This window comes from Bradyrhizobium sp. CCBAU 25338, assembly GCF_028128965.1.
In the GTDB taxonomy this organism is placed as follows: domain Bacteria; phylum Pseudomonadota; class Alphaproteobacteria; order Rhizobiales; family Xanthobacteraceae; genus Bradyrhizobium; species Bradyrhizobium liaoningense.
In genome coordinates this window covers 6,469-23,319 of the sequence record NZ_LFKY01000003.1, presented here as the reverse complement: position 1 = coordinate 23,319, position 16,851 = coordinate 6,469, and the positions used below count along the sequence as shown (strand labels likewise).

13 protein-coding genes and 1 pseudogene are annotated in these 16,851 nt (G+C 58.2%); 6 read left to right on the top strand and 8 right to left on the bottom strand.

Annotated elements, in window-relative coordinates; all coding sequences use genetic code 11:
• Positions 1-1,533 precede the first annotated feature (1,533 nt).
• The 6 genes from ACM42_RS05290 to ACM42_RS05265 form a co-directional block, all read right to left on the bottom strand.
• Entirely contained in the window at positions 1,534-1,824 is a 291-nt protein-coding gene (locus tag ACM42_RS05290; RefSeq protein ID WP_157785319.1) for a hypothetical protein, read from the bottom strand.
• A 603-nt stretch (positions 1,825-2,427) separates the two neighbouring features.
• Positions 2,428-3,327 carry an HlyD family secretion protein gene (locus ACM42_RS05285; RefSeq protein WP_157785322.1) on the bottom strand — a complete coding sequence of 300 codons (900 nt, stop codon included), beginning with the start codon at positions 3,325-3,327 and terminating at the stop codon, positions 2,428-2,430.
• A 1,732-nt stretch (positions 3,328-5,059) separates the two neighbouring features.
• On the bottom strand, positions 5,060-6,262 hold the full coding sequence (locus ACM42_RS05280) for a putative bifunctional diguanylate cyclase/phosphodiesterase (protein ID WP_225154083.1): 1,203 nt from the start codon (positions 6,260-6,262) through the stop codon (positions 5,060-5,062).
• 639 nt (positions 6,263-6,901) lie between these two features.
• The gene (locus ACM42_RS05275) at positions 6,902-7,420 is read right to left on the bottom strand and encodes a GGDEF domain-containing protein (protein ID WP_202948393.1); all 519 of its coding nucleotides are present in this window, start codon (positions 7,418-7,420) and stop codon (positions 6,902-6,904) included.
• 71 nt (positions 7,421-7,491) lie between these two features.
• Positions 7,492-8,328 (bottom strand): hypothetical protein, encoded by an 837-nt coding sequence (locus ACM42_RS05270; RefSeq protein ID WP_271526983.1) that lies wholly within the window; start codon positions 8,326-8,328, stop codon positions 7,492-7,494.
• A gap of 296 nt (positions 8,329-8,624) precedes the next feature.
• Positions 8,625-8,933: a hypothetical protein gene (locus ACM42_RS05265; RefSeq protein ID WP_036046636.1), complete on the bottom strand. Its 309-nt coding sequence runs from the start codon at positions 8,931-8,933 to the stop codon at positions 8,625-8,627.
• Positions 8,934-9,043: 110 nt separating this feature from the next.
• On the opposite strand from ACM42_RS05265, the gene tnpB (ACM42_RS38620) reads away from it, so the two are divergent.
• The 6 genes and pseudogenes from tnpB (ACM42_RS38620) (at position 9,044) to ACM42_RS05245 (ending at position 15,273) form a co-directional block, all read left to right on the top strand.
• Positions 9,044-9,196, top strand: a complete 153-nt coding sequence (gene tnpB / locus ACM42_RS38620; RefSeq protein WP_157785328.1) for an IS66 family insertion sequence element accessory protein TnpB — start codon at positions 9,044-9,046, stop codon at positions 9,194-9,196.
• A gap of 620 nt (positions 9,197-9,816) precedes the next feature.
• Positions 9,817-10,194 (top strand): hypothetical protein, encoded by a 378-nt coding sequence (locus ACM42_RS38615; protein ID WP_157785325.1) that lies wholly within the window; start codon positions 9,817-9,819, stop codon positions 10,192-10,194.
• 72 nt (positions 10,195-10,266) lie between these two features.
• The gene (locus ACM42_RS38610; protein WP_100213408.1) at positions 10,267-10,566 is read left to right on the top strand and encodes a hypothetical protein; all 300 of its coding nucleotides are present in this window, start codon (positions 10,267-10,269) and stop codon (positions 10,564-10,566) included.
• Positions 10,567-11,307: 741 nt separating this feature from the next.
• Positions 11,308-11,523 carry a cold-shock protein gene (locus tag ACM42_RS05255; protein ID WP_081493998.1) on the top strand — a complete coding sequence of 72 codons (216 nt, stop codon included), beginning with the start codon at positions 11,308-11,310 and terminating at the stop codon, positions 11,521-11,523.
• Between the two features lie 670 nt (positions 11,524-12,193).
• Positions 12,194-12,793, top strand: a complete 600-nt coding sequence (locus ACM42_RS05250; RefSeq protein ID WP_225154082.1) for an Hsp20/alpha crystallin family protein — start codon at positions 12,194-12,196, stop codon at positions 12,791-12,793.
• Between the two features lie 1,200 nt (positions 12,794-13,993).
• Positions 13,994-15,273: pseudogene (locus ACM42_RS05245) on the top strand (ISNCY family transposase).
• A gap of 234 nt (positions 15,274-15,507) precedes the next feature.
• Here the strand turns inward: ACM42_RS05245 and tnpB (ACM42_RS05240) are convergent.
• Together tnpB (ACM42_RS05240) and ACM42_RS38605 are read right to left on the bottom strand one after the other, a co-directional pair.
• Positions 15,508-15,666 (bottom strand): IS66 family insertion sequence element accessory protein TnpB, encoded by a 159-nt coding sequence (tnpB, locus tag ACM42_RS05240; protein ID WP_202948395.1) that lies wholly within the window; start codon positions 15,664-15,666, stop codon positions 15,508-15,510.
• Between the two features lie 120 nt (positions 15,667-15,786).
• Positions 15,787-16,086, bottom strand: coding sequence for a transposase (locus ACM42_RS38605; protein WP_063710717.1), 300 nt, complete (start codon positions 16,084-16,086; stop codon positions 15,787-15,789).
• Positions 16,087-16,851: the final 765 nt, after the last annotated feature.

Genomic DNA, 16,851 nt, shown 5'->3' with positions numbered 1-16,851 from the left:
CTGCCAGCCTTCCGTTCTGAGGTCAGCCAGTCTGGGAGCGGATCGCTCGATGCGGTCTCCCCGGTAGGCAGACCGGACGCCCGGTCCAGATACCAATCAATCGCCTTGCGATCCCAACGCTGAGTGCCGGGGATAGCCTCCGGTACCAAGCCCTTCTTAATCCACGTGTTGAACGCGTCCTTGGAGCACCCGCAATAGGCGGCTGCGTTGGCCTTAGTGAGGCCCCGAGGTGCGATCTGATCGGCGCGTAGTATCCGCTCCGAACGTCTCAGCTCTGCGGGCGAAGGTCTGTCACGCTGATGATCACCGTCCATTTGGACCTATGGTAGAAGTTAGCGGCAACGTGACTCCGCGCCCGAGCTGGAATTAGAGGCGCTGTCCCTACCACGCCCCGCCAACTTCAACATGGCCAGCGTCAAGCGACTGAAGCTGACGGCGGAAAGTATCGTCCGGGAAAGCCCGTGGCGCAACTACCAGGACTGGTTGCCGCCAGGCGCTTGGGCGATCAGTCTCAGCGACCGGAAGCAACGCGGGCACGGCTCGGCGCCAGGTCAGGATAAGAATCGGGCGTTGTCCCTACCGCGCCCGCGCTGCAATTGAGATTAGCGGTGACGTGACTCGGCGCTCTAGCCCCCTCGCGTACACCGGGGCACGCACTGTCCCTGCCACGCGCCGCTAAGCTCAATGGCTGAGTATTCGGGCTAGCTTTCCAAAAGCTGACAAAGATCCGCGCGGAAAATTTACAAACGAAAAGCGGCCCGCTTGGGCCGTTCAAAGCTCAATCTGTTGTGGGCAATCATGCAGCCACGCAAAGACGCTCGCTAGACTGTAAGGCCGTGCGACTTCATGGCCGTCAAGCTTAATGGGGTGATCTTCGATAAGATAGAATTGCCCGTCGGCTGTTCTGACCATCCGATCTCTTAGCTCAAACCACACGCCCGTCGGCCACCTTTTGTAGGATACTCGCGTCGCGAAATGGACCGCTTCAGCAATGTCCCGCGCGCGCAAATGCCTTAAAGGCTTAGCCTTTGGTGCCATGATTTCCTCGTCGGCTCAAAAGCCGCGCGGATGCGACTCGGCGCCTTTATCGGCTGGGGGGCTTAGATAGAGGCGCTATCCCTGCCGCATCCGCACTGCCCCGTGAAGTTAGCCCCTCGGATCATAAAGGCTAACCCACACCCTGCTTTCCCGTGAACCTTTACCCGCTGGGAGCTGAAGTGCGGTTTAGCGAGAAAGCCGCCGTGCGTGGCCTACCTAAATTGATAGGCCAGACTGAGCGACTTAACGCGCTCAGCCTGCCAGTATTCAGCTTCGGTCTTTTGCAGATCGATCAGGCCGCAGACAAAAGGCGTTCGGCCCGCTTACGATCAGCGGCAGCCGCATCACGACGGCGGGTCGGATTGGCGCTCAGCCAATCTATTGCACGCTTACGGCTGATTGGCGTCACGATTTCAGGCACTCGCGGCTCCCACGTCTCTTCGACCAAATAGACTCGCCCGCCCGACCAACCGATTTGTTCGGCCTAGAAGGTTCTTAGTGTTGTTTGAGAGTGTAGGGGCGACGGCGCGTGCGGGAGGCCCATCTATATTGGTCCCAAAGCCGTTGAGCTATGCTCTGGTGCGTGAAGACGCGTTCCCCGCTCTCTTCGATCACCAGCTCGCGAGTAAGCCACTCTAAACGCAGCTCGGCCTCCAACGCGCATTTGCCGTCGCAGATAGCCGCCGCGACGACTTCAATCTGTTTTTCGATAAGATCCCGGAGGACTTGGATGCGGGGTAATGCGCCCATTGTGCTGCTCTCCGGCTGAGAAAAATGGCGGGCCATTTTACGCTCTAAGTTCCGGCTGGCAACTACCAGAATTGGTCGGCCGCCGAAGGGCGCCGCGCCCGCTCTGAACCTTTGATCCCACCTTGCTCATTCGATCAGGCTTTCTGGTCGGATACCGTGCTTGACATCAGGCTTCGGAAGCCGACCAGCTACTTAGGTTGTCAAGCGACGTCCGGATTTAACCCCGTAGCGACATGAAGAAGTGACCCCTTGTTTGTTTTGGCGGATGTGGAGCAAGCCGCTCGCGGAGCGCGCCCCCATAGCGCCGTAGCGAGCAAGCGGCTTGCTTCACGGCTTTTTCTCCGATTTAGCTTCTGGCGCGGCGGCCTTCTGCAAAAGCCCGCTACGACAGAAAGCATCGTCAGAGCTTCGAGGATGGCGAATCCCAACTGAACAGCGCGTCCGCAGTCCAGTCGAGCGGCGCCAACGTTTCGGTGAAGCGCCAAGCCATATAACGCCAAGACAGTAGGGCAGCTGTCGCCAGGAGAAGAGCGCGCCAATACCACTTCATCGGATTGAGAAACGGAAAGACGGTAAGCCAAAGCCCAATTATGAGGGCGACGCCTGCGAAGGCAGCAACGAGTGGCGACACCAGAAGCATCAGAGCCCGTGCCGCGTTATAAAGCGACGGAATTGTGCGATCGGGCCGGCTGTGAAGATAACGCGTCCAGTACGTCCAATCGCGCAGCCGAGATCTGCCTCTCCTGCAAGGTCTGGAACTGTCACTGTGACATCAAAGCGCTGGAGATGTTGCGCACTTGGACCCACAGCAAAATTGGTGTAGAGCGAGGCCGCACCGGATCCGCCAAGGCGGGTTATGGTTCCATTGAAAATACGATCATCTCGAAACAACCGAAATTGCGCGGCCGTTCCCACCGAGAGACCGTCGTAGAGAGATTCGCTGACGCCCGCGGTGACGATCAGGGTACGGCAGTCAACGATCTTGACGAGATCCTGGCCGCGCCGGGCGTATTGGCCATCGTCTATTAGTATGTCCCAGACCAGACCAACGACGCTGGCATTAAGGGTAGCGAAGCTCAAATTATTGACACGAAGACGCTCGGCATCGACTTGCCGGTCGAGCTGTACAATACGTGCTTTCACCTGCTCCTTGTCGACATTCAGCTCGGCCAACCGCTGCTCGAGCTCTCGGATACGTTGGGCCGAGGAGGGAGCGTCGTTATAGGACTCCCCGATGAAGACGCCCTCGCGAGCGGACGTAAGTTCCGTCTCCAAATATTTCACCCGCTGCTGCGTACTCTCCAGCTCTTGCTGCGCGACGTCATAAGTTGCACGAGCGCGATCCAAATTCGCCGCCGTCTGTACACCACGCGTGCTTAGTTCGTTTGCTCGCTTGAATTCTGCGTCCGCTTGACGAAGGCGTGTGGCCGCAGCGTCCTGAGCTGCTTTCGTTTCGGCAATTCGAGCCTCAATCTGCCGAACCCTTCCGCGCTGGTAATCAGTTGATTGAACATCGAAGCGAGACCTGGATGCGGACAAGGCCTCTTGCTGGCTAACGAGACGGTTGATCTCGATCTGCTGGTTCGTGCGATCGCGTCAAGCTCAAGAAGCCTCGCGGTATCGAAGCGTTGGTCGTTGATTTCTGCTATGAGCTCGCCGGGACTAATGCGCGCGCCGATGCTCTTTACGGCAAGGGTTACCTTTCCTTCGATCGGGGCGCGAACGATGTAGAGCCGCGCATTGAGTGTAGCATCCGCCGATGTTCCAGCGTGGTGCTCACCGATAATAACGTACAATCCCACTGCCAACAGGGCCAAGCCGACGATTGCACGTACGAGCCTCATAGCTCCCAACTGCATTTATGACGGGAGGGTCGCGCAGCGTATTACTGAGCAGCTACGGCCCAATCGTTTTCGCCTAAGCGACCCTCCGCCTTGCTTTGGATTGCCAAGTCCGCTCGGATGCAAGTGTTAGCGGGTCAGGCGTCATGATCAGACTAACAGGCTGGTAAAGAAGAGCTTCGTGATCTCAGCGGCAGGAGGATCCGTATCGTCAGAAGTGCAAACGGTCATGAATTCATTCCTGCAGTTCCAGCAGCGCCAGAGATCTTGGACCCCCCGCGCACCGATGCGTTCATGCCACTCGAGGTGGACCAATGCAGAGCCACATTGAGGGCAGTTTTTGTGACGTGCTATTGAGACCGACTCCATGTGGCAGCTCGTGTCATTGCGTCAAAAGGCCACAGCCGAAGAAGCGTTAGCGTAGCCGCCGCTTCGTGGTCGGCTGCGGTGGATGCGCCTCTCTGTTCAAACCCTGTGCCAACTGCGACAGCTTGATCAGTAAGGGAAAATTTTTCAAGGAAGTGTACCAGACCGACTGCATGTCAGAAATCGGACAGTCAAGGTCATGTTCGAACGTAATGTCGCAAATCGGACTAAGTCTCGTTTTGGAAGCCTTGGGGGATCGTTTGGTGCTGAGCAATGCGGCCTGGGAGGTTTGGCTGATCATAAACGGCCTGATCAGGAGGGCTCCCACCTGACGGGGAGCCGCGGATGTCCGTGGAAGTGTGATTCGGATCGTGTGCGTCCGGCCCTCCCTGGAGTAATCAGGAGTCGTTAGGAGACAGCTCCGGCGCTTCAGTCGGAGGGGCATTAGGGGATTTGGATAACGGCTCTTCGAGACAATATCCAGACTTCGGGTATCTGATCGCCGTTAATTCAGCTCATCGTGCATCTGCACGCCGCCAGAGCGAAGAGGAGTAGTCGAAGATCAGGCGCTTGGCCGCTCGCGCACTCTGAGCGCATAGGGCCGTTCGCGGCCCCTGTGCGTTGACGCTGGAGTCGGTCAAAACAGTGATGCACGACAGGCCGCCGCCCGCAATCGCGTAATCGAGCCAAGGTGATCTCTTAGAGTCTGCGCCCTGTCCAAGTGAATGCGCCCGCCCTGAGCAACAATGCAGGGTGATGTGTCGAATGTATCGCGGCAACTCTAGACGCTTTATTCTGATCAAGCGTCTCCCGAGCACGCTTGAACTCAGCGCGTCGGCTCACGCATGTGGGTTTCTTGCTCCATCTTCAGTGACCGGTCCGCGGCTGGCTTCGCGATCGAGCAGCGCGGGGATACCGGCGGCTGGAACGGGACCACTGAACAGGTAGCCTTGTCCTTCTGTGCAACCATTGAACACCAGATAGACGAGCTGGCGTTCGTCTTCGACTCCCGGCCGTGGTCGTCAAACCAAACCCTTCAGCAAGGCCGATTATAGCACGAACGATCACCCGGCTGTCAGTGCTGTCGTGGAGATGCGACACGAAGCTGCGATCGATCTTGATCTTGTCAGACGAAACGAAAGCAGCTGGCTAAGCGTAGCATAACCTGTTCCGAAATCATCGAGCGCGATGCGGACGCCGGCTTGACGAAGTTCGTCAATCACGGTCTTCGCAGCCCCGTTTCTTTCCACGAACGCGCTCTCTGTAATTTCAATTTCCAGACGGCGCGGACTAAAGCCGGTTTGCTCAAGGAGCGATATAATGCGCTCTCCAAGCGCGGAATCCCGCAACTGAACAGGCGAAATGTTGAAGGCAAGCGAAAACGTCTTTGGCCACGCAGTGGCATCAAGACACGCCCGGCGAAACAGCTGATCTCCAAGAGCGTTGATGAGGCCTGTTTCCTCTGCAATCGGAATAAACACGTCAGGCGGAATATGCCCCGATGTCTTGTTCTCCCAACGGGGCAGCGCCTCGAACCCGACGATGCGATTACTTACAAGTGAAACCACCGGCTGGTAATGGGGCTCGATAATATCCGTTGCGATAGCGCTCCGAAGCTCACGCTCAATATTGATGCGCCGCTCGACATGCACGTCCATGTCAGGTTCAAAAAAGCGAACACGCGACCTGCCGTCGCCTTGCGCGCGATAAAGTGCGCGTTCTGCGCGCCTAACCAATTCGTGGGGAGTGACGCCATCAAGCGGAGCGATGGCGATGCCAATTCCAAGACTAAGCTCGGCTGCGCCAGCCTCAATCGCGAAACTGTCGGCGGCAGACGCCACGATACGGCGCGCCAGATTGGCGGGATCCTCGAGGGAGCTAATGTTGGGCAGGACGATCCCGAATTCGTCGCCTCCGATCCTCGCCAGGAAGCCGTCCTTGCACAAGATGTCGGCAAGCCTAGTGGCAAGTTCGCAGAGTGCCTTGTCCACCGCTGCATGGCCGTGCGTATCCTTGATTCGCTTTAAGCCGTCGAGGCCGAGCATCAGAACAGCGACTTGATGCGTGTCGGTGGCGAGGCCAACGCACAGATCAAGTTCGTCATCAAACAGGCGGCGGTTTGGCAGGCCAGTCAATGGATCGTGTCGCGCCAAATCGCGGACTTCTCTTTCTGTGATGGTTCGTGCTTCAGTTCCGTCGGCGAGTTCTCGGTAGCGCCGAACACCAAAGATTGTGAGCCCAATGCTCAGCAAGAATGCAACGAACACGATGAATATAATGTCGTCGAGTACCGACTACACATAGCGCTGTCCCAGCTGCGCTAAACGAGGGCTGAGCCCATAGAGACGCGCTAAAAGTGAAGTGAGAACGACGCCGCCGAAGAGAGCAATGAAGTCCCTCGTGGCAGAACTGCGCCAATCGAAGTGCAATACGCGCAATCGTGGAGTTGACATTCTCATCTCATTCAAACACTCCGCAGCGCGGGGTGGCCCAGTGAGGTTCTTGGCCGCAGCATGTTTGTTGAGAACCAGATGTTGCGCCGATGCCGAACTTCAGTAGCTGCTTCGAAAGCAGCAATGAGCCATCGGGGCGCGATAGCGGCCTCCCGCAAACGTTGTGTTCGAGCGACAGGCAAGTTCGCGCACCGAAGCAACGAGCTATATCCTGAATATGCCGCTTCAAGACTTTGACGACGGCTGTCACGCGACGCCGTCGTAGCAAGCAACGACATAACAGCTCCCGGCAGCTAGTGACCGCAGCCTATTGCGGTGCGAACCTGCCTGCAAACTGCAATGGATGGACCATGACCGAATAGTTGTTAATAGAGGCGGCTTTGGCTCGGAGAACAGCGAGAACGGGCGTCCGGGTCAAGAGCACCGGAGACGGAGTGAACGATGAACGATATCCTAGGCGACAACCACACGGTTGCGGCCCTCAAATTTTGCGCGATAGAGTCGCTGGTCGGCGACGTTCACGAACCCGTCGAGCGTGTCTCCATCACGCCTGAACTCCGACACTCCAACGCTGATGGTGACGCCGACCGACGGTTCGGCTCCGACGTCGAATGCAGTGCGTTCGATGGCCGATCGAAGGCGCTCGGCGACCGCGCCAGCCGCGTCGAGCGTCGCCCCCGGTAGCAGTACCATGAATTCTTCACCGCCCACGCGCGCGACAGATTCGTAAGGCCGGATTGCCTCCAGACACTTTCGCACGAATACGCGCAGGACCTCATCGCCGACGCTGTGACCACGTGAGTCGTTTGTATCCTTGAAATGGTCTAGATCGAGGGACAGCAGAGACAAGGGCGCCCCGGTCCTCTTGGCTCGTGCGATCTCCGCGCCGATATGCTCGATAAAGTGGCGCCGGTTCCCGGCACCGGTTAGTGGATCAGTGGCGGCGAGCCGCTCCAGCCGTTGATTGCTCAATTTCACTTGCTGAAGTGCCTTTTTGAGTGTCGGCCATCGATTTGGCCAGGCGGGCGGTCATTTCTTCCTGGCTATAGATGGTGGCGAACGATTGCGTTGTTCGGAAAGCCTGGACGACGCCATAGCTGAGCAAAAAAAATCCGCCAGCAAAGATTGCGTGAGCCAGCCACCACATATGATTCCACGGCGCGGCCAAAATGAATGCGAGCGACGATAGCGCAAACCATGCGACAGAAACGCCGAAAACAAGCATGAGCGGCGAGTGAATCCGTCGCATGAGCAAGACCGCGACGTTCAGCGCACTGAAGAGCAATGCGCCGCCCTCCATGGACAGGCGGACCACCGGGTGCCCAGCATAGGGTGAATAGGCGACCAGTGCGACAGCTAGGTCCATCGTATGCGACAGCTAGGTCCATCGTAAGGAACAGGCCAATCCACGTCAGCCATGCGCGCGTGTCCGAGCGCTTCTCAAGTCCGTCTGACGGCCGGTTGTAGCTGAGTAGCCCGACGAAGAGCAAAATCGACATCGCCAGACGCGACGCTGGCCCATAGAGCAGAAACAGCCAAATGTTGCGATGTGCCATCCCCGTGAAGGCGCCGTGCAGCGTATAGATCAGCACGAAGGCCAGAAAACCAAGCGTCAACCACCGCAACAGAGGCTCGCCTGAAGACTGATAGCAACGCCACGTCACATATGTGACGAACAGCCCCTCGAGGGTAGCGACGGCGATGGCGAATTCGTGGAACAGGTGGTCTTCAAACTTCAGCGCGGGAGCTTGCTGGAAATAGAGGTAAGCGATGAACTGAGTGGGTAGCAGGGCGAAGCCGATAATGAGAAGGCTCGTATACGCCTGTGTGATCAGCCGCAGCGCGCTGGGCGGCTCCTGCAACATAAGATTGGTACTCATATGCTATACCGTCATTCCATGATGATCGCACGCGGTCCTTTCATGAACTCGTGGGGCCCTTCTTCAAGCATCTTGTCGTGCTAGACAAGCAAAGTGAAGGCATCATGGCTCGTCTCCGCCGTAGCTCATCCAACACCCGGCACGGTGATCCCGCTGAACGGGCGCGGAAGTCACAAGATTTACGTTTCCGTCCATCGGCTGCACTCATCCGGACGGGGCTGCGACGCCGCCAGGATTGGCTTGCCATCCAGGAGCGGCCAAGTTCGCCACTGCGGGATCGTCGGTGCCGTGGCGGGTTATGTGTTCGAGCCCACTACGTTCAGCCCACCCGCAAGGGTATCGTGCGTGTTCAGTACAGTATCCCAGCTGCTGCCCCGAGTCGTCACGATCTGCGACCCGGTCGAAAACGCGCCGGAGGAGGAGGAAATCACGAGGCCATTGAGGAAGGGATTCTGCGCATTACCGTACTCAATCGTCTGCTTGTCACCCACTGGTAGCGCCGCTGTGACGGTCGGTCCGGACTGGTTCGGCTCGGAGCCGACGAGCGTGATGAGCAACACCGTAAGTGTCAGCCCGCTTTGATTGATGAGTTTCTTGTATACCATCTGTGACCTCCGTCGTGCCCGTGTCCCCGCGGCAAAATGCGGGACAGAGGTTCCGCTATATACATTAACTGGTTAAGCTAAGCCCCTGCCAGATCTTGTAGGCGGCCGACATTTGGAGCCTGCCAGGACTGGGCAGGTCACTTTATGCCAAGCGGCTGGAGCGCGGCCGCTTTTTGTGGCCGTCGGCGGCGGACGTGGTGACAATCACCCCAGTCCAGCTTCGCTACATGCTCGACTACCCATGCGAATGCTCCTCCTCGTGAGGCTGTGATTCTGAGATGGAGATGGTCGAGCTCGTGATTGCGTAGTTTTCGAGCCTCCATCGCGCACGGCGTGTTGGAGAACGGGTGCGCGTCCGAAGGGATGCGATCGATTAAAAGGCCCGCTTGCCTGCTGTTCAATACGCCAGCGAAATTTCTGTGTGCTTAGCAGGTCGGATGAATGCCGCCATCGCGTACAGGCCGGGCGTGCAAGAGAATGCGCTGGGCCGTGATGGGCAGCACGTTGTCGGGGCAATTTGGCGACCGATGTTGCTAGGTCGTCAATATGGCAGCGATTAGCAATTTCATCATCGTGCATGTTGGTGCGGGCGGGCTTGAGCACGCGTTCCACTCACTTTTGATGCAGTTTGGAGGATGTCTTGCGCTTTGATTGGGGAAAATCAGCGCCATGCAGCAAGCACTCCACCGCTCCAGTCTGGTGCCGCGTGGGTTCGTTGAAGAGAGCGCGTGCTACGAGGGTGACAAAGTTGTCATTACGGTCCGAGCATCCAGAAGCGTTGGCGTATGTCCGTCGTAGAGAACGGTTTCCCGACGTGTCGATAGCCGGAATCGACGACGCGTGACCGATCTGCCGCTCTTGGGGCGGATCGTAGGAGCTCCTGGTGATCGCCCGTCGCTTCCGCTGCGACGCCGTCCTGTGCGGTGCTATATATTCGCTGAGCGCTTCGCAAGGGATACTGGCTCCGTCGGCGCGACGCACGGCGAGGCTGGGCTCTATCGTCCATCACCTTGGTCTGGCGCTTGGCGGTCGTCCGGCGGCAACCTTCGCAAAACAGCTGATGTTGCCGGTAAGTAAAGATACGCTCCTGCGCGTGGTCCGACGCCGTCGCCGTTCCCTGGCTGGCCCGCTCAGGGTTATCGGCATTGATGATTGGGCCTGGCGGCGCAATCACCGATGCGCCAGCATCATCTGCAATCTGGAACGACGCCGGATCGTCACCCTACTGCCGGATCGTGAACCCACGACCGCCCAAGCCTGACGTGCTCATCCCACGATCGCGATCGTCGCCCGAGACCGTGGTGGAGAATATTGTGAGGCGGCGGCCAAAGCCTTGCCGCAGGCGGTGCAGGTCGCGGATCGCTGGCATCTAATGGAGAACGCGAGCCGAGCCTTCCTCAAGGCCGTCCGCAAATCGATGCGTCAGATCCGCGTCGTCATCGGTGCGACTGCGATTGGTCCCAATCTGCTGACAGCCGCCGAGCGCCCCAGTATGAGGGCTATCGCCAACGGCTCTTTAATTGCGGGTTGTTGTCAACTTTTTTTGAAGCCATATGGCAAAGTAGTCGCGCTCGGCCCGACGGAGCAGGTCGGGGTTGCGCAGACGGGGCGAGCGCGGCTGGTGGATCTATAGCGAGCTCGTAGTAATAAGCTGATTTGCTGTCACCTGGTTTCAATGTGATCAGTTGCCCGATGGTCCTTTCCGAGGTCGTAAGCGCCTCATGATGATGTCCGGATCGGGTGCCTCCTCGTTTGCAACGGGGTGCGGACGAGCCGCTACCAGCCGATTGACCGAGGTCATTACGACCACCGTCCCAGCGGGCATCGCCAGCCCGGCGGACCGGGCCAGGAACCTGCAAAAAAAGTCGGGCTGGCATGTTGCCCCCGTCGAATGATGTGCCGTCGACCCAGATACAGTGGAGGATGACAGTGATCTTGCGGGCCGGTCCGGACGTGTCGGTGCCCCCGGGATCGGACACGCGAGCGTGAGCCTGCAGTCCGAAGTTCGGCGGGACCAACTGGGACGGACAGTGCCCCCGTCGGCCATCAGTTTTCAGACCAAAGCGAACACCTTGACCCTGTAGCCCGCCACGAAGCGCCTGCAGAATCTCCAATTCTCGATTCGGCACGACCCTTGCTCGGTCCTGGGCAGCATCACCGGGTCTCCAGATGCGGTAATGTTACCGGCGGGCTCGTCGCTTGTAGCGCCTGGTCCGCCCCGCCGGTTTGCTGTGAGGCGAGGTGAGTCAGGATGTTCAAGTGGCGGCGCTCATCTTCGCTCGCGCTCGTCGCCGTCGAGTTAGGAACGGAAAGTGCACCCGCAGCTCCGGAGTAGTAGGCGGCGATATCGAGCCGCAAAGACCTTGGAACAAACATGCGCACCGGAACAGTAGTGTCGTACAGCGTTGAAAAGGGCTGGGGGTTCATTCGGCCTGACTATGGCGACGGCAAGGATTTGTTCGTGCACATATCGGACCTTCGCGACTGCGCAGGAGCTGATCTGGTGTCCGGCACGCGCGTGACTTTCGGTATTCGTTTCAATAAACAGCGCTCGAAATACAGAGCCGTCGAGGTCAGGCTGATCGATTGAAATATCGCGCATCCTGCTGCAGGCGTGCGCGTTACATAACATCCATAGCGCAAAAGCAACAATGGATCGTGCATGAGTTCATTTGCGGGAACCAGACACCTAGTCATGGACGTTTGCGACGCTCGCGCTCGGAAGCGCGACGCTAAGCTAATCGATAGGAATTGTCTTCATTGTCAATGCCGAGCAGACAGCCAAGCTCGCCCGCGCATATCCGCTTAAGCGATCCCGATTGAGCAAGCGCTACCAAATGAGATAGGTTCGCCATGTTGCCGGTTGTGGTACTTTCCGAAGCCTCTTGGTCGCATCTAGACCACGCAGCGCGCTGCGATCCTGTTCAGACGGGGAGACGTTGAATGCCCGCGAGAAGTCCCGAGTACGAGAAACGCGAACGGAAGTCAGATCCAGAGCCCGAACGGGCCGCCCGGGCATCAGCCGGAGACAACAGACCTGTTCGGTGCGGCATTGAAACACGGGTCAAAGCTGGCTGCTTCCTCTCTGCACGCTCAGGCCAATCTTCTGAAGAATCTTGCCAATTCCAAAACTCTCTCGGACGTAATGAAGTGCCATCTGGATTTCGCGGAGCGGCTCTGGTCGAAATCGTTTAACGAAAGTGACAGATAATATGTAAAGCGGGCCCGTCATCTGCGGCAAAGGTGAGCAATTCGCCGACGTGAAATCGCGCGCTATTCCCTCCGAGGTGAAAGAGCTTTTGGCAGGCCGATTATTCTTATACGGACTATCGGCGCGCTGCACGTCGCGGACTGCCCAGGAAGTCAGCAACGTCGTCACCTATTGGACGAAATCAACTGGCGGCCGGCGGCCACGACTAATTCTCTTGCGACCGAAAGCGTCAAACTTCCATGGAGAATTGATCACGGCAACTGAAACCAAAGACCTGTCGCGAAGTTCGACCAACGATCCCGCCGTCGCGGGCGAGATATGGCAACCATTTTCGGCATTCAGAAGCGAGATCGATCGGATTTTCGACGATCTCGGTGGCCGCTTTTGGAACCAGCCAGTCCGCTCGCTCGCGCGCCTCAAACGCGATCTTTGCAAGAAGCTTTCGGCCCCGGCGGTCGACGTGACCAAAAGCGACAATGCGTACGAGATAACGGTCGAACTACCTAACCTCGACCAGAAGAATATCGCAGTCAAGCTTACTCATGGTGGTCTTAGTATCAGGGGCGACAAGCGAGATGAAACCTCTTCGCCCTACCGGACGGCGTCAACTCCGACAAGATCGAGCCCACTTTTAAGTACGGTGTACTGAATGTCGTTCTACCGAAGACCGAAGAGGCGCAAGAAGGCAGCCAAGACCATCAACGTCAAGGCGGCCTAAGGCTTCGCTGGGGCGAGGCTGTGCCCCCAGCCTCGCTCATCCTGCAAGTCCCCAGCATCGGTGAGGCGGCCTTTCATGCGTACACATCTTATCGCGAGCAAAGACCTCCTCTCGTGACGCCACACACCACAATCCAAAGAGCAGCCAATATCCTGCTCTGGATTCATGTCAGCGCGCCGGCCTCTCGTCAACGACGTTGAAACTGCTTCAAAAAGTGACTTTTGAAACTGTTTCGAACAGTGACTTTTGAGATTGGCGCACCGGTTCAAGTAAGCCGCATGGCATCGTCAACTTGATCAACCGCTGAGTCTCAGAGATTCGAGAGCAATGGCGCTTATCGTCGTGTATCGCACCAAGTCGCAAAGCAGGCGTGCAGAAGACGGAAGTCGGCAGTGACGGCTCCGGGATATTAAGAGGCAGGCCTAGAGCGGAGCTCAGCCATTAGGCCATCTGCTTAAAGTATTGTTCGTTCCAGGCTCCGGAGGTGGAGTGCATCGGCAAGGGCAACGCAGGAGCAGAGCCAGATGTCTTCCTTGGCCTTATCCGCTACTGCGGGTCGACCGGAGACGGTCCGGTTCATCGTGAAGCGCATGACGGAATGGAAACTCCTGATGCGCAAGCCGAGACGTTGCGCAAAAACTGGCGGCTCACGCACGCGCCATTTGATGAAGCGTCATATACGCGCGATTTGAATACACTCAGACGTCCATTAGATTACACCCGTTGTCGGATGTTCGACGAGTCGGACATGGAACGCGGCGATTCGGAGGTGCGCGTTGTTTAGAAAGATATACTGCTCTGGCACGTCGTTTGCTCCACGATGTACAACAACGCGCCCGGCTATTTAGGCCCCTCTAATGACAGGGCTTTCCGAATGCTCGCCGGTCCTGATGCTTCCGTCGTTCCAACAACTCAATAACAGATGACTGAGAACACCTGCCGAGCTGCAAAGCGTGGGGTCCGGCGACAGCGAACATTAGCCTAGAGGGGCGCGACGACCATGGACAGATTGTACGGGCATGATGAAGGCTCTTCGTACCGGGCCAGACGTTCGCTCCCGAAACAGAATCGTTTTTCAACGTTCGGGATTTCAGCGCAGCCGCTCATTGGGCCATCGAACGGCTCACTGATATGCTGTCGGGTAACGACGTTGAAGGTGTGCGTCTGCAAAGACCGGTCGATCTGATGGCCCGCGCCCGCAACCTCATGACGGCGGCGGCAGGCGTGCGCTACCGGCGTTCGGATCGCGAAGAAGGCACGGATATTGGACGAGTTCGTCGACATCACCGGATCCCATCGCAAGCATGCGATGCGTCTACTTCGAAACAAGGAAGACGCACGCCAAGGCCGACGGGGGCGACGTCGGATCTACAATGAAGCAGAACACACCGCGCTTTGTGCTGCTTTGGGAGCATAAGACCGGATCTGCGGGAAGCGACTGAGGGCGTTAATGCCTGCGCTGATCGAGGCGATGGAACGCCACGGGCACCTCGACCTTGCCCCTGAGATGCGTGCCAAACTTTTGGCGATGAGCGCTGCGACGATCGATCGCGCATTGGTGCAGGTCCGAGAAAAATTAGGTCGCAAGCGCCGGCGGCACACAGCACATTCCCTGCGTCGCAGTGTTCCATGATACCGTGTTCGTGAACGAGACGCTGAAGGCCTACTGCGAAGCGGCCGACATTGTCTCCCCGCGTTGTCGTCCCTACCGGAAGAATAACCAGGCGTTCGTCGAGCAAAAGAACGGCGCCGTCGTGCGCAGGATGGTCGGCTATCGTAGGTTCGAAGGCCTGGAAGCGGCCGAGCTGCTGGCCGAACTGTATCGATCAGCGCGGCTGTTCGTGAACGTCTTGCGACGGTGCTCGTGTACGCAAGACATACCGCGCGTCAGCAACGCCTCACCAACACCTGGCAGCAGACGCCCGCACGCCTGATGCTGTCCGCCATCATCTCAAGAAATCTATGCCGTTCTCGATCCGGTCGCGTTGTTGCGCGACATTCGCGACGGGCAGGAACGCCTCGCGGCCCTCGCGGATACCCAACCAATCGGCAGCCCTGCTGCGGCATCGCACTCGATCGATCGTTTCCTGGCAAGTCTACGCACAGCTTGGAAGGACGGAGCCATGCGACCAACGGATCGGCTACTCGTGAAGGCGAGAAGAGGCCGGCGTCGTCCCGACCCGCTCATCCGGGCAACGCCAGATTTGCGAAAATGGTTTGAAGCCGAGCCTTGGCGGAGTGGCAGCGAACTGCTCTCGCGCCTGCAGGTGGAGTATCCTGGAGCCTATCCGGATCAAGCTTCGAACCCTTCAACATCGGCGGAAATCCTGGCGCAGCGAGCAAGCGAATGCGCTCTGTTCGCTTCAAGTGAGAAAATGCCGCCAGGGTATGAGGTGACAACGCCCCAATGACGTGCGAGGTGCCTGCGGAGGGAGGCCGGACGCTCCGAAACCCCGCCATCTCCGCACCCGGCCTCCTCCTCAACTCAGGCCAGGAGCAAAATAAATGAGGCAACCAATCGCGCCCGGGAGCATCGATATGTGAGGCAATACGCGCGTTCTCATCCCGATTGTCGCGCTATAACCGGCAACCGATGGCTAGATGAGCTTCCCTCTCTCGAGTATTTTTGTGAACAAGCAGGCTCCCTAGCCATCGTTCCAGATCGCCTTCACAAGGTCGCTGCGGCGACCGCGGAAGACGAACAGATGACCGCTGAGCGGGTCTTTGTGCAGCACCTCCTGCGCTTGGAGTGTTCGCGACGGAAAGCTTCTGCGCATATCCGTGTAGCCTGTCGCGAGCCACATTCGCACATTCCCCAGTATAGCAATCATCGGCATCCAAGCAATCGAGGACCTGCGCCAGCGCCTTCGGATCGACGTGCGCATCCCCCCAGATGCACCATCGGTTGCCGAGATCGATCTCTATCAATCCAGTACGCGCGGCTGCCACGGAGCGAACTCCGCCCTCAACCGCAGGCAAAAGCTTCGGAGTTTCCTCAGCCGATCCGCCACGGCGGCGATCTGCACCGGCGTAAAAGATGGTACAACTTGTTCCGACGTCCGTGCTTGTCGATGCCAAGTAAACACCAGGCTGGCCGCTACTCCGTTGCGACGCGCAACCTCAGTCACCTTCGCGCCCGGCGCTAACGTCTCGACAATCCGCGCCTTGTTGTCCTGCGACCAGCGCCGCCGCCGCTTCCGCCCGCCCAAAACCTCGACCCGCATCGCCTGACGACCTTAAAGCTAGACTTAAGGTCACACGCTTCGCGAATTACCATCCGTCACGCAAGACGGCCCCCTTCGGATGCGTACCTCTCGAAATCCGGCCTGACTTCAGCTCCCCTGTTGCCGCCCCGAGGGGCTGACATCACACAAGCGAATATCGTCTGGCGAGCGATCGGCGCTCAGAGCGATGTGATCACCGCAATGGCAGTGGACTAGAATGCGGCGCAATCCCATCTCGCGCATCTCGCCGAACGTGATCTTGAACGGCCGGCCATCGGCTTCAGTGCGCGCGCGGTGACGAACCGCGGCTCGATCGCGAGCGCTGGCCGCCGGAGGCGGGCATGCCGTGATTAGAGCGCCATCGTAAGTACCTCGCAATTATCTATCCCTAACCGAGCGAATAAGCCTACGAGATAAGGTAGTTGAAGTATTGCTGTTTGCACGGCACCTTCCAGCCTGGATCCAGCGCTCAGGCGATTGTCACCTTACCAACCCAGTGGTGAGCTGAACCGGGGACACGAGCTCGCCCCCGGGGAACCCAGAGTGCGACTCCGAACAGACCACACTCGCCAACCAATCTGCGTCAGTAACTAACGGAGAATTACCCAATGGATTATGAAACGCTTGTGGATCTATCGCAGGACTTGCTGGTCATCACGGCGAGATTCCAGGAGCAGCTCGAGGATGTGGCAGACCAGATCGACCTCACGACGCGCTCTGGCGCACGAGTGTCGAGATCGCGGGCGAGGCGCGCATTGCGCGACG

Bases quoted from the DNA above. Each gene is read 5' to 3' on its own strand.
- ACM42_RS05290 (WP_157785319.1), bottom strand. From the start codon at position 1,824: ATGGCCCGCCATTTTTCTCAGCCGGAGAGCAGCACAATGGGCGCATTA.
- ACM42_RS05270 (WP_271526983.1), bottom strand. From the start codon at position 8,328: ATGAGTACCAATCTTATGTTGCAGGAGCCGCCCAGCGCGCTGCGGCTG.
- ACM42_RS05265 (WP_036046636.1), bottom strand. From the start codon at position 8,933: ATGGTATACAAGAAACTCATCAATCAAAGCGGGCTGACACTTACGGTG.
- ACM42_RS05255 (WP_081493998.1), top strand. From the start codon at position 11,308: ATGCGCACCGGAACAGTAGTGTCGTACAGCGTTGAAAAGGGCTGGGGG.
- tnpB (WP_202948395.1), bottom strand. From the start codon at position 15,666: ATGTGGCTCGCGACAGGCTACACGGATATGCGCAGAAGCTTTCCGTCG.
- ACM42_RS38605 (WP_063710717.1), bottom strand. From the start codon at position 16,086: ATGCGGGTCGAGGTTTTGGGCGGGCGGAAGCGGCGGCGGCGCTGGTCG.